Origin of the sequence: Burkholderia contaminans, from assembly GCF_029633825.1 — a bacterium.
Taxonomy (GTDB): domain Bacteria; phylum Pseudomonadota; class Gammaproteobacteria; order Burkholderiales; family Burkholderiaceae; genus Burkholderia; species Burkholderia contaminans.
Genome location: NZ_CP090640.1, coordinates 3,614,378 through 3,626,781, shown reverse-complemented (window position 1 = coordinate 3,626,781; position 12,404 = coordinate 3,614,378). Strand labels below are relative to the sequence as shown.

At 60.1% G+C, this 12,404-nt stretch carries 16 protein-coding genes; 3 read left to right on the top strand and 13 right to left on the bottom strand.

What is annotated here, in order from left to right:
• Positions 1–62: 62 nt before the first annotated feature.
• Both LXE91_RS16920 and LXE91_RS16915 read right to left on the bottom strand, forming a co-directional pair.
• Positions 63–722: a hypothetical protein gene (locus LXE91_RS16920; protein ID WP_039342494.1), complete on the bottom strand. Its 660-nt coding sequence runs from the start codon at positions 720–722 to the stop codon at positions 63–65.
• Between the two features lie 175 nt (positions 723–897).
• Positions 898–2,661: a hypothetical protein gene (locus LXE91_RS16915; protein ID WP_039342496.1), complete on the bottom strand. Its 1,764-nt coding sequence runs from the start codon at positions 2,659–2,661 to the stop codon at positions 898–900.
• A 223-nt stretch (positions 2,662–2,884) separates the two neighbouring features.
• Here LXE91_RS16915 and LXE91_RS16910 point away from each other — a divergent pair, with 223 nt between their 5' ends.
• The 3 genes from LXE91_RS16910 (at position 2,885) to LXE91_RS16900 (ending at position 4,575) form a co-directional block, all read left to right on the top strand.
• Positions 2,885–3,214 carry a helix-turn-helix domain-containing protein gene (locus tag LXE91_RS16910; RefSeq protein WP_039342499.1) on the top strand — a complete coding sequence of 110 codons (330 nt, stop codon included), beginning with the start codon at positions 2,885–2,887 and terminating at the stop codon, positions 3,212–3,214.
• 292 nt (positions 3,215–3,506) lie between these two features.
• The gene (locus LXE91_RS16905; protein ID WP_039342502.1) at positions 3,507–4,046 is read left to right on the top strand and encodes a hypothetical protein; all 540 of its coding nucleotides are present in this window, start codon (positions 3,507–3,509) and stop codon (positions 4,044–4,046) included.
• Positions 4,033–4,575, top strand: a complete 543-nt coding sequence (locus LXE91_RS16900) for a hypothetical protein (protein WP_039342505.1) — start codon at positions 4,033–4,035, stop codon at positions 4,573–4,575. The genes LXE91_RS16905 and LXE91_RS16900 overlap by 14 nt, the downstream gene beginning before the upstream one ends.
• A 495-nt stretch (positions 4,576–5,070) precedes the next feature.
• Here the strand turns inward: LXE91_RS16900 and LXE91_RS16895 are convergent, their stop codons facing one another.
• The 11 genes from LXE91_RS16895 to LXE91_RS16845 all read right to left on the bottom strand — a co-directional run bounded on the left by LXE91_RS16895 (position 5,071) and on the right by LXE91_RS16845 (position 12,343).
• A complete protein-coding gene (locus LXE91_RS16895; RefSeq protein ID WP_223274355.1) occupies positions 5,071–5,283 on the bottom strand; it encodes a hypothetical protein in 213 nt (70 codons plus the stop codon).
• 126 nt (positions 5,284–5,409) lie between these two features.
• A complete protein-coding gene (locus LXE91_RS16890) occupies positions 5,410–5,709 on the bottom strand; it encodes a hypothetical protein (protein ID WP_039342508.1) in 300 nt (99 codons plus the stop codon).
• 118 nt (positions 5,710–5,827) lie between these two features.
• Complete coding sequence (locus LXE91_RS16885) at positions 5,828–6,187, bottom strand: hypothetical protein (protein ID WP_135370773.1); 360 nt, start codon at positions 6,185–6,187, stop codon at positions 5,828–5,830.
• Between the two features lie 99 nt (positions 6,188–6,286).
• Positions 6,287–7,093, bottom strand: coding sequence for a DUF4942 domain-containing protein (locus LXE91_RS16880; protein WP_039342511.1), 807 nt, complete (start codon positions 7,091–7,093; stop codon positions 6,287–6,289).
• A 65-nt stretch (positions 7,094–7,158) separates the two neighbouring features.
• Positions 7,159–8,253: a hypothetical protein gene (locus LXE91_RS16875; RefSeq protein ID WP_039342513.1), complete on the bottom strand. Its 1,095-nt coding sequence runs from the start codon at positions 8,251–8,253 to the stop codon at positions 7,159–7,161.
• On the bottom strand, positions 8,250–9,170 hold the full coding sequence (locus LXE91_RS16870) for a recombination directionality factor (protein WP_039342515.1): 921 nt from the start codon (positions 9,168–9,170) through the stop codon (positions 8,250–8,252). Before LXE91_RS16870 ends, LXE91_RS16875 begins: the two co-directional genes overlap by 4 nt.
• Before the next feature lie 40 nt (positions 9,171–9,210).
• Complete coding sequence (locus tag LXE91_RS16865) at positions 9,211–9,438, bottom strand: hypothetical protein (protein WP_039342518.1); 228 nt, start codon at positions 9,436–9,438, stop codon at positions 9,211–9,213.
• Between the two features lie 25 nt (positions 9,439–9,463).
• Positions 9,464–10,459, bottom strand: coding sequence for a YqaJ viral recombinase family nuclease (locus LXE91_RS16860; RefSeq protein WP_039342520.1), 996 nt, complete (start codon positions 10,457–10,459; stop codon positions 9,464–9,466).
• Between the two features lie 71 nt (positions 10,460–10,530).
• Positions 10,531–10,731, bottom strand: a complete 201-nt coding sequence (locus tag LXE91_RS16855; protein ID WP_039342523.1) for a hypothetical protein — start codon at positions 10,729–10,731, stop codon at positions 10,531–10,533.
• A complete protein-coding gene (locus tag LXE91_RS16850; RefSeq protein ID WP_039342525.1) occupies positions 10,728–11,696 on the bottom strand; it encodes a DUF932 domain-containing protein in 969 nt (322 codons plus the stop codon). Before LXE91_RS16850 ends, LXE91_RS16855 begins: the two co-directional genes overlap by 4 nt.
• 518 nt (positions 11,697–12,214) lie before the next feature.
• On the bottom strand, positions 12,215–12,343 hold the full coding sequence (locus LXE91_RS16845; RefSeq protein WP_256093579.1) for a hypothetical protein: 129 nt from the start codon (positions 12,341–12,343) through the stop codon (positions 12,215–12,217).
• Between the last annotated feature and the right edge of the window lie 61 nt (positions 12,344–12,404).

Sequence of the window (12,404 nt, the reverse complement as noted above, 5' to 3'; positions counted from 1 at the left end):
TTTTGCGGTTGTTCCTGGATAACGATGATGAACTCCTATCTCCGCAGGGTGGAATGTCGGTGTTACCGTGCAGCTTGCCACCCGTTGTCGGTCTTGATCATGTCGAGCGTCTGCGTAAATTCAACGTCGACATCATTGCTGTAGTCAGCTCCCTTTCCGTTGAAGAAGTTGGTGAGAAGCCGGAGATCGATGCTGGGACATGCCTGGACAATAGCGCGCCGGAAGGTCAGACCGGGAGCAGTGTTATTGAGCGCCGCGGCGACGTTGCCTATCTCAATTTTCGCATTTGACATGGCCTGGTACTCGTCCTGATGTTGCTGCTCGAACGTGCGGCCGGCATCGAGATCGTTGGGGTTGGCCGCAGTGTAGGCCTGTTGCGCGTCGTAGTACTGTTTCGCCTTCTGTTCAGCGTCGGCGTTCAGGAATTGATACTTTTCGTACTGCTCTTGCCACTGTTTGGCGTAGGTCTTGACGTCGCCGTCCGGGGACAAGCGAATAGTGTATTTGACATCCACGCGGTAGTCGTTGCCGGAGTCACCGGGAATGCTATTCACCTTCTGGAAGTCCCGCAGCTCGAAGAATCTACAGTTGCCGACCGCGCTCGCGACTGCCTGCTTCGTGTCGCTTTCCGAAGGTGCGCCCTGTCCACATGCCGAAAGGATGGCGGTCGTGGCGACGCACAAAACAAAGCGTGCGATTCCCGGATGGCGTTTGTTCTTCATGATTTCGTTTCCCGTTGAAGCGGTGGTGAAGTTGAGGGCGTTTTGTGGCGTCCGGCCTCTGCCGGAGAACTGGGATAAAAAAGCCGGCTGGCGAACCATCCGGCAAAGAGGGTTCCGGCGATCCGAGGGGGTACATGCCAGAACCCAGGCCAAAACGATGAGAGGCTGAAATCGGTTATCGAGTGGAGATGACGGCGTTGAGCGCCGTCATGAGCGATGCAGGCAGGCCGCTCGTGAACTGAAGCGATTTCTCGGTGTATGTCGAGGGGTACAACCAGCCGACCTGCAAGCGGCCGGCGCGCAGCGCGAGGATCAGCTTCGCGCCACGGACGAGCGGCTGCAGCCTGCCGTTGCTTGTCGCAAGTGCTGAGATGTCGGCGGAAGCGAAGTCGAACGCAAGCACGTTGGGATTGCCGGCATAGACGGACCACTTGGCCGGCTTTCCATCTACGACCGCTTGATGATCCGCCGACATCTGAATGGAGCCCAATCCGACATTCAGCGCCGCAAGCTCCTTGCCGATCGCTTGCTGAATCGACGTGTACATCGTGTTCGATCTGCCGGCCGTCATGACGATCGTGCTGCCGTCTACATACGCAGGCACCCCGCCGCAGACCAAGCCGCTCTGTACGGTCGCGTTGTCGCACATCGGGACAGATACCGGGAGGATGACGCGATCAGTGGAATAGGTTTGCAGGCCGAGGTAGGCGCTGGTGCCGCGCGGGAATGCGGTACTGGTTAGCGGTGCAGCGTGCGCGAAATCGTAGAAGCCAGGTGCAGCAGGTGCCGCGAGCGCCAAGGGCTGGCCGGACAAATCGACGGAGCGGGCCTCGTATGTAAATCCGATACCCGACGCCGGATCTGTGCCTGATAAGGTTGCGCCGATGCGCGAAAGTGGCAACGGAGCGAGTCGCTGCGTCTCCGAGATGAGATCCGACCACGTTCCGTCAGACTTCAGCACGTACTCACCAGCCAACCCATCGTATTTGCCGCCGTTGTAGGCACCGAGACTGACGCTGGTCCAAGTGTCGCTTCCGGCCGGCAGATTCTCTTGCTGAGTGACTTGTAGTGCGTTGCTGGCGATCTGGCGGACATCGCGGACCAAGGCCTGATTGGTCGAGCCGGGCGTTGGGTTGTATCCGCCAAAGAACGAGATCAGATAGTCCACGAAGCTGTAGGTCGGGTTGGCGAGAACCTGCGACGCATCGGCAACCTGATAGGCCGGCTTGCCTGCTTGGGCTGCGAGATCGTCCTGCGTGACCGACGCGACGCTCCCCTTGGCGACCATGGCATTCAGGGCATTGCGAACGGTCGAGGCGTCGATCGCACCGCTTGTCGCGAATGTTCCGAGCTTATCGACGATCTGGGCAGCGAGCGATTGCGTTGCCGGGTCCTTGTTCGCGAGGTAGTCGGCATTGGGGTCGACCTGAGCACCGAGCAGTCCCTGCACCGCAGCTATTGCCTGTGATCTGCTCAAGCCGGTCTGCATCTGTGCAGAGACGAGCGTCGTGAGCGGGCTGACGACCTGGGACGGCATAGACTGCACGATCTGCGACAGCGTGAAGGTGGCCGGGAATTGGAAGCTTGACGGACGAGAGAGATCCTTGGTGGTCGGCGTGACCTGGACAAGGAGCGTCTTTCCCGTTGCATCGCCACTGTACGGGATCGAGAACTGGCCGTTCTCATTCGTGACGGCGCTTGGTTCCCCCGACTCACAAGTTCCGTTGTTGTTCAGGTCGATGCAGACCGTAGCGCCAGCTAGGTATCCATCGATAGCCTTGCCCATAACTGCCGGCGTTGGTGTCGTCGGGGTGGTGCCTCCGCCTGTCGACGGTTGAGCTGGACCTGAGTCTCCGCCGCCGCCGCAGGCAGCAAGCGCTGCTGCGATGGACAGGCCAAGAACGTGTTTGCTGAACCCCGTGTTTTTGTTGGCTTTCATTGTTTTCTCCGTTTGACGTGCTGGTCCCGCACGGATGGGTGCAACTAGAAATGTAGTGTTTACTCGACAGTCGGGTGCGCAGTAACGCGATCGGCGCGATATTGGATCGAATCAACGTCGCGTTGATGGCGCTGGGACAACTCAGAAATGTAGAGTATATTCTACTATTAGTGTTGAGTTTACAGCGTCGTTAATCAGTCGACGGGCGGGCATCCTGCACGCCATGATTGCCAAGCGCTCAACCTCTCCTGCAACGCGGCCGGCCCCGATCTCGATTGCCCTGGGCAAACGGATCAAGGCGTGTCGACATGCGGTCGAAAAATCTCAGGAAACGCTCGCTTTCGAGTCGCATGTCGATCGGACCTACATTTCGGCGATCGAACGCGGGATCGCCAATCCGTCTGTCGAGACATTGGCGAACATCTGTTACTCGCTGAACGTGACGCTGGCTGAGTTGTTCTCGCCGTTGGATGGTGTGTCGCTGAAGCCGACTGGTGAGCGCCGGGCGAACGCGGCAACGCCGCCGGAAATCAAGCGTCAGCGGTTGCGGTGATGATGGCTTGGAGTCCGGCCTGCGTTTTCGCCGCCGCAATGTCCGGCGCTCGTTGTCGCTCCTTCGAAGACGGGAACCGCCACGGCATTGGAGGAAGCGCCGTTCGCGGCGAACATTCGAGAAGGCGGGATCTCGCAGCCGATGCTGCAACATGTCAAGCGAGAAACGGTTAGTCGAACAGTCAGCAACACGGTGGGGTAGCAATCGAGTGAAACGATTACTGCGGTGGGCAAGTGGCAATACATGAGCGGAACGCCTTGTCAGTCTGCGAGATGGATGCTGCGGTGCTAACATGCCCGTCGATACTGTTCAGTACTTCCACGGGGAAAGCACGATGTCACTCAGTCACTTAATCCAAAAGCACAAGAAGGACCTTGAAGAGCAAAAAAGTGTCGATTGGTCGGCAAGGCTTGAGCGTTGGAAGAGCGAACTGAGCGGCCTGTTTGCACTGATCCACCATGCACTTATTGATGCAGGCCTTGATTCGGACGACGTCTCGTATGAACAAAAAACAATCCGGGAAGATTTCATCGGCTCCTACAGCGTCGAGCGTATGACCGTGCATTTGGGTGCCGCAACAGTCATGTTTGACCCAATCGCAACGCTTATCATCGGCGGCTTCGGGCGCGTGGATGTTACGAGTCTGACAAACCGAGTACGGTTGATAGCGATCGACGCGAGTGAGGAGGAGGGAGAAGATACTCCAGTTTCGTCTCGAAAGTGGCAATGGATCGTAACTGATCCCAACCGGCCGCTTCACTTCGAAGAATTTTCCGAGGTAAAGATCGAATATCTGTTCGACACGGTACTTAAAAAACATGGCGACGCGTAAAGAGATCGAAAATACGGCGGACTGGTATCAAACGGTCGCTGACGGTTTCCAAGTAATGGAGCGGCAGGTTTTGAACAGTCGATTCCAGGCTGGAAAACCAGGGGATCGATTTTTTGGCTATGCGCCGCACGAAGTTGTTGACGAGTTTCGGAGAATGAGAGACCGGAGCGATCGCTTCGCGTTACTGGCGCTCTACGCAACGTGCGAGGGCGGCATCCGTGCCGACGCCCATTGGCGCGGAAAGGGGAGCAATGGGCAGTTGTATCAAGCCCAGTTCAAGGCCTTTGCGGAAAATCGAGTAGGTACGTTCGCAAAACTGAGCACCATCCTGAATCGATGGCGGGCGGCGCAGGGGCAAGCTTGGTTCAAGCAATGCGTAAGCGATCTTCAGGACCATTTTGTGATTCGAAATAGACTTGCTCATGGCAATGACGACGATTTTGTCGCGGACTTCACTGCGGTGTACCAGCGTTTACTGTCGATTCGTAAGAAGTGGCACAATGCTGTCGGAGATTTTCGAGGGTTCTAACCGCAGGTGGTGGCATTAGGCATCAGTGGTGATCGTGGTGCGTTCAATCGCGGCTGAGCTTGTGCCCTTGGTATCCTCGGCGGGCAATCTCGGACTGATTGCGGTAGTTTTCGATTCGGATCGATCGTCTTTTTCAGCGTATGTCGTTCTGCGTCATTGAGGGTAGAGAAGCGCCGCGTGCATGCGGCGCTGCAAAAGATCACGCGTCAGCAGCCGTCCGGATCACGTTGCGGATCGCCCACCACCCAGCAATTTCACGGTCCATGCAGCAGGCAGGCGTTAGCGGAAGAGAGTGCTGCTGTGCCGGTCGAGACGGGCATTGAATCCTGCGAGCCCTGGTTCGTTGCCCGCTGGATCGATCAGCAACATGGCATGCAGTTCGAACGTCCGGCCGTTTTGTTGCCCCTTAATGCCGACCGCCAGTGTGGCATGTCGTTTGACGGGACGGCGTTGCTGCCAGCCGATAACGACCGGCCATCCGGCTCGCAACTCCCGTTAGACAAAATGCAACAAATCGGAGCTGGTTGCAGTGGACGTTGTCGGACGCACACCGAGGTTCAGTTCCGAGATGAAGCTGGCGAGCTCCGGTAACGTCAAGTCATGCAGGTAGTGCGGCAACGCATCGTTCCGTACGATCTGTTCGGAGCCGGCGGCGTGGTACGGCAGGTAGACCGGGTCGGCTAGCTTGCCGAGCAGTGCGAGCGCCATCGCAACACAATGTAAGGTGCTGCCGCCGTCCCAATAACCCTCACTGCTGTACAGCGGTTGCCAGAATCCACGAGCGTAGGCTGCCGACCGAGCTGGATTCCCGGATGGAATTTCTGGATCAGCATGTCAGTAGTCTCCCGGCAACAAAAACGTCGTCGACGAGCGATCCCATTCGGTAATGACCCAGACGGTTTGTCCGTTGGGTAGGACGTAGCTGGACAGCAGGCGCAAACCGACGTCGACCGACAACTCGTTTTGTTCGCGATCGGCTTCGGGGATGTCGCCCCAATCACCGCGCACGTGGCGAATCAGCAGATCGACGATCGAGACTTGCACGTCGCTCAAGACATCGATAGCGGCGGGAGTGGCGAAGATCCGCCCGAGCTTGAAGCGCGGTCGGTCGTAAATGACGGATGACTGGCTCATGATGATGGTTGCCTGAAATGGAGCGAGCACCTACCTCCGGTGGAGCCGGATGCGTGCGCGCGGAATGTGGAAAAGGTCGGCGGGACGTGATCAACGAGTCACCGACCTCGATGGCGGGTTACCGGGCCTGCGCCGGATAGCAGTCGTAGAGCGGCCCGCAGTGGCGACGAGCGACGACACTGGCGCAATGCAGCGCGATCGGGTGCGTAGGCAGATCGGCGCAGCATGTGACGCCGCCCGTGACGAAGTGCAGGTAGACGCTGAAGAAAGACGGGTTGTCGTTATCCACTTCGCAGCAGGTCTGCGTCGGATCGCTCGCGTCGGCGAATTGCCGGACACCGTGAATCTCGACGGCATCGAACTGACCGGGCGTATCCCGGATCAGTCGGCGGATATAGCGGATCGCGGGTAACGGGCTTCTCGACGCACGGAAGCGTGCAGCCAATTGCCGCTTGAGCGTTGTAATAGCGGACTGCATGACAGGACTCCAGCAGGGCGAACGCGGTCCTCCGATAGAACCGGATACCGATTTCGCTGAATAGTTGAGGAAAGACGAAACGCAGGACGCGTTCGGGAATCACCGGGCTTCGGATGCCAGGGCGTTGGGATAGTGCTTGGCGAGGATCAGGTTCATTTGGTCGACCAGATCCGCACGCTTGAAAGTCAAATGCCCGTTGCCGTTTTTGAACCAGCGCAGGTGAAAATAGTCATGCTCGGCTTCAGTGCGGCGGACTTGCCGGGTGTCGGAGACGAGGCTGTACGCACCGGTGCGATGATCCGGTTCGGGCTTCCCGTCGAGGATGCAGAAGACGCGGATCAGGTCGTCCAGTTCGTTAGTGACACGGAAATTCGGGGAGCCAGAGCTGAGCAGGTATCGCACGATGATGCGCCGGCCGAACTTGAAGGGCTGATTCGTTTTGTAGTTCCACGACAATCGCTTGAAGCACTGAAGCACGCCACGTTCGAGCATATCGCCGCGCGCGCCGTAGAGCTGTGCGAAGGTCGCCTCGATGTTGGCGGCCGTCAGTTCGGGTACGTCGCCTTCGGCAATCTGACTACTCCACTGTTCACGAGCCTTCGCGTCCATGAAGGTGCGCAGCCCCGACTCCGAGAGCAGGTAGTCCCAGCCGCGTATGTCGACGATACGGACCATGGCGGCTTCCGCTTCGTCGCGCTTCGCGTAGTCTCCGGTAATGGTCGGCCGAACGCGACAGCCGTAGCTTTCATCGAGCACGAGGCGGGGGAACCCGAGATGCGCAGCCTTTGCGAGTTCTTGGGCTTCGCCGAGCAGGTCGAGCGCGGCGCGCACGCGTTCGACGACGGCGACACGCTGATTTGCGAGGTTGGCGATACTGACGCTGGGAACGAGTGTGTTTGATTCCATTTTTCATGAGCATGGTGGAAGTGGGGGAAGCAGACGCAAAAACGCCGGGCGTGAGGCCCGGCGTTTTATGCCGCAACGTTGAGTTCGGCAAGCTGACGACGTAGCTCGGCCGCCCGCGCCTGAGAACAACCAAGGTGTCGGCGGATGTCGGCGACGGTCGGCCGGACCAATCCGGCGGTCACGTCCCGAACGAGCTGCGACAGGTGGTCGTCGATGGGAGTAGCAGTGGGTAACGGCGCGATCGGGTCTTCGCGTGGCGCGTGACTGTAGGTCGTACTGTCGTGACGGGCAGTCACGTCTTTGCGACTAACGGTGTCGTCAGCATGACTCGCCGTGACTGGCATGACTACCGGTCGAGTCATGTCGGACGCGTCCGTGACCGGCGAGATGGCTGGCTCAGTCACGGCAGGAGTCACCGTGCCCGCCGAGCGGACTGGCGGCGTGATTCCAGTCACGGCCGGTTCTGTCGTCGGTAACGGCGACCGAAGTACGACGGTCCACAGCAGGCACGCGACGCCTTCCAGTACTGCGGCGAATATCAACCCGGACAGCAGGTCGACGCGCGTCGTTGTGACTCCGAGTAACGTCGCTAGTCGCGACGTGACTGGATCGACGAGTAATGCGTCGCGCTGCGCCGTGACTCGATCCGTTATGGTTTGCTGACGCCGAAGGTCATCCGCTTCTGCGTTCAGCGCGTCCAGTCGTGCTCCGAGCGTCACGCGACGGGCGTTCAGCGTCGGGCAGTTCCCAATGCAGTCACGAGCATTCGCAGCGGCGAGCTGCGCCGTCACGGTCGCCCGGTCTGCCATGACGATCGTGAGACCGCGAACGGACAACGGCATTGGGACCACCCGGACCGTCGACGCTCGTAACTCACCAGCATGCTGCTGGGCGAACGTGAAGAAAACCGCATGCCCGAAACATGCCGCCGTCAGACACGCACCCCACAACAGGCTACTGATGGCACGGATGAGGATCGGAGCACCGCGGAACAGCGCCGGTAACAGATGTGCGCTCGTGGTGAGCACCAGGCCGATCGCCACCCAGACGAGTCGTTCCGGGAGCGACCCGCCGCGCTGCCAGCCGGCGAGCACCGACAGGCAGAGCGCGGTGCACGTGGCGCCGATCGCCAGGACGAATGCCCAGCGACGCGTGCTCATGCTGCCTTACCGCCGAGCAGGACGGCCTTGCGTTCGAGTTTGTCCCGCAGTGTCGAAGGTTGTGTTTCGATCGTCTCGGCCGCGTCACCATCGCCAGCATCGTGAGGGCTCGGTGCGGGATCGGGATAAAACTCTTCCACGACGGCCGCTTGTTCATCCGGGCTGTCTTCGAATGCACCGTTGGCGAACCCGAGTCGAGCCGCTGCATCGAGTGCAGCCTGATCGAAACCGGCTGCCCGGCGGCGTGTGTCCAGTTCCTTTGCCTCGATCAACGCTTGTTCGAGCTTGCTCCCTGAACGTACCCCGAGGTCGACGTAGTAGATGGCCGATCGATAGCTCTGCGTGGTCGACTTGCCGCGCAGCTTTAGTTCGAGTGGCAGGCAGGCGAGCAAATTGCCGGACACCGCTCGGAAGTAGTGCAGACGCGCGGCGAGCGTACGAATTGAGTTGTAGGAGGTCGTGCGCAGGATGAACGACCCGAGTTCATCGTCGTCGCCGACGATCACGTTCAAGCGGCCATAGGGCTTGCAGCCGCCCGTCTGCGCGTAGGTGCAGCCGTCGGGCGACGAGCAGGGCAGAGTTTCGATGCCGGCATCCGTCACGCGCCGGCAGGTGTCGCCGTTACCGACACAGACGGGGCGTCCGGTTTCGCGGTCGAACAGCGTATATTCGGCACGAAGGTTCAGATCCGGATCGTTGAAGAGCATGCGAACCGGAATGGCGCGCAGCTTGCCAGGCGTCGCTTTGCGCAACGTTTCGTTGAGTGGATGCAGCAGCCATTCACCGCGCTGCTGGACTTGGGTAGTTAACGTGAAAGCGTCGTCTTTCTCGGGCAGACGTTTGCCGTTCTTCTCGACAATGCGGCCGATCGAAATGCGGCCGACAACGGGCGGCGTGATGGAAAGACCTTTGAGCATGGTGATTCTCGCGATAGAAATAGGAGGGGAGCTGCGGTGACTACGGCGCAAAGTGCGTTTCGAGCTTGGTGTGGATTTCCTGAGCGATGCCGTGCCAAGCGCATGCGCTGACCAGCGGGTGATTGCCAAGCTGTTTCTGCAACTCGTCGAGTGGGAGCTTGGCGATGTGTTCGGCGTGTTTGCTGAGCGCGTCCATGACGAACGCCTGTGCGAGTGCGCCGTATCGCGAAAACTCCATAATGTCGGTAAGACATTCGAGGTTTGTCATGCGTTGATTCACGTGTGGATTCCCGTCAGGTGGAAACAAGAAAGCGCCGGGAACCGGGCTTGGATGTGGCGTACTGCTGTTCGTACTCGGGGTGATCAACCAGCAGCCTCGCCAGGTCGACCGAGGCCGAATCATTGCTGCGCTTGAACGACACGGCGCCTGTCTGGAATACGGCCCGGATTGCGTCACCCATCGCTTGCTGGATCGTTTGCTTGAACTGCGCTTCGAGCTGCTGACGCGTTTCGATCTCGGCCCGTACCGCAACCAGATCGGCAAACACGGACGACAGGCGAGCGTCGTCGCTGAAGTCGATCGTGTCGCCATGCCCTGGATACAGATGACGCAGAGCGCGATCCGCCGACTCTGATCCATCAGCCGGTGGCGGCGTGTCGGTTTCCACGAAACGCCAGAAACGCGCTTCGAGTTCAATGAGCCGACCGATCAACGCATCGTCACGGTCGATCCGATGCACTTCCAGCGCCTGACCACAAAGCAGTACCGCGACGTGTGCGGCAGACTTGCCCGTCACGGCCAGTTGGTGCTGAACCTGAATCTGTACGTACTCGGGTACGCCCTCGCGCCAGAGCCGCGCACCGAACTCGCCGGCCGTCTTGCACTCGAGGATCTGAATGTCTGGCACACCGACGACCTCACGATCGATGTTGGCGAGCATCCATGGGATTGAGGGATGGCGCAGCACCGCGTTGACCTTGCGGACCTTGTTGCCGGTCTGCTGGGTATAGACGGCCGCGACGATGGGTTCAAGCAAGGTGCCCCAGTACGTCGGCGACGTCGTATCGTTCGGATCGGGACGCGGCAGGCCGTCCGCGCGGCCGGTCTTGTCGAGCCACAATTCCAGCGAACTCATGTAGGGATTCAGACCAACAGCGGCGGCGGCGTCGGAGCCGCCGATACCAGTACGACGAACGGCGAGCCAATCGTCGCGGCTCAAATCCTGCGTCTTGACGAGTTTGAGCGCGGGTTTGCGTGCGCGGGGTGGTTCGGGGTGAGGTGTAGTCATGAGCTTCTCCAAAAGCAAAAAGCCCGGCAGAGCGAATCTGGCCGGGCGATAGGTGAGGGAATACGGGGAGGCTATGCGGAACCGATCCGGCGGATAGCTTCTTGCAGCGCGTCGTACGCGAAGGTCACGAGCTTGCCGTTTCCTAGGTGGACAGTCGTCCCTTGGGGATTGATTTGCAGAACTGTGGCGTAACGGCCGCCGAACCGTAGCCCTGCTCCGCGTGGAATCTGGATGCGCATATCGACAGCCAGGGGCAGGGCGGAGATGGTCATGCGACAAGCTTCATCGCCTCGTCCCAGGCGCGTTGCTTGAGCGTTGCGCCCGCCCCGAACCAGGCAGCGTCGAGCCGGTGATCATCGCTGCGCGCACGGCGATGGTGATCGACGTACTCGGTCACGCTGTTGAGCAAGCCCCACGCCGTACCCGATGCGGAGGTCAGACCCGCTCCCTTGCCACGCCCGCCGTAGAGTTGGCCGACTGCCTTAATGGCGCGCTCGTTGACGGCCACCGTTTCGCGATCGGGGAGACTGGCGGTCGAGTAGGTTAAGACGCGCCGCAGAAACGCCTCGGCAGCGGAGTCCGTGACCTTGCGTTCGGACAGTGCCTTGGTGCGTGCCATGAAGGCATCCCACGTGGAAACCGCAATGCCGAGTTGGCGTTTGACAGCGGCAGCATCGAACTGCGAGCGATGCGAAACCTTGATCGCGCCGACGTTGTGATCCAGCGCGATTTGCAAAGTGTTGTTGCAGACGACACGCACCGACGTGAACTGGGCCGTGGTCGCCAGCGTTCCATCGCAGGCAGTGGCGAGCAGCAGATAGCCGTTGATCTCGTCTTTGCCCTTGAGCATGCCCGATTGGCCAGTGCGGGCGAGCGCCCACAGCTTGCGGCCTTCCTTGAGACCCCCGGCCGTCTCGAGCTGGAAGCCACCGATCTCCGTCAGATCCCGATAGAACTCTAGAATCTCTTCGGGTTGCACGACTTGGTAGCGGGACGACACGACGGACAGCGGTACCTTCGTGTCGGAGCGGTAGAGGACCTTTTGTTCGGGAAACGCGTGGATCGAACCGAGGCTGCGGTTGCCAGCGGCGACGAAGCGCACTTCGGCTTCTTCGATCCGCCAGTCCATGCCGGCGGCGCGAGCCCAGACTTCGAGCGGTTGTTTCGGGGCGAGCTTGTTGCCGAGACCGTGCCAGGGGTCGGCACCGACATAGGCCATGGTTTGAACGAGATGCATGAGAGAACGCTCCTATTGAAAAATCACAGTGCATAGAGCCCGGCCGAGGCCGAGCGGAATGAAAGAAATGAGGGAAAAGACGAGGGCCGGATTAGCGAGGATGGACGCTGAAAGTTCGCCCACAGGCGAGACAGCGCCAGTTGTCGAGCACTTTCTGATCGATGGCTTCGCCGCATGCGGCACCCGTTGCGCATCCCGCGGCACCCGCCACGAGTCCGGCGAGGACGGCGCCAGCGATGCCGCCGCACGCGGCGCCGAACGGGCCACCGATCAGGCCGGCCGTTGCACCTGCTTCCGCGCCGGACAACGTAAGAGCGATGGCACTCGTCGCGCCTGCGGCCGCGCCAATCGCACCGCCAATGCGTCTCGAGGTGTGACGTGGTTCCGTACGTGGCGATTGGCAAAACGGACACTGACAAACCGGACCCGCACCAGGACGGTAATAAGTCGCTTCAGCGGTACCCGGTTGTGATGCATGGGCGGACCAAGGTTCCGCTTCGTCGTCGGACGGTAGAGGGTCACGCATGAGTGACGCCCTCCTTGCGGATCTTGCCGACGTACTTGCAGTGGCACGCGGCGACCAGCGCACCACCGATGAACGCGAGTGCGAAGGCGGCAAGGTAGTCGAGGGGAGAGGGGGAGAGCATGGTTGTTTTCCTGAGAAGGGATGAGCGCGTCGGAGTACGGCGGCTCGCCGACGTTGAGAGA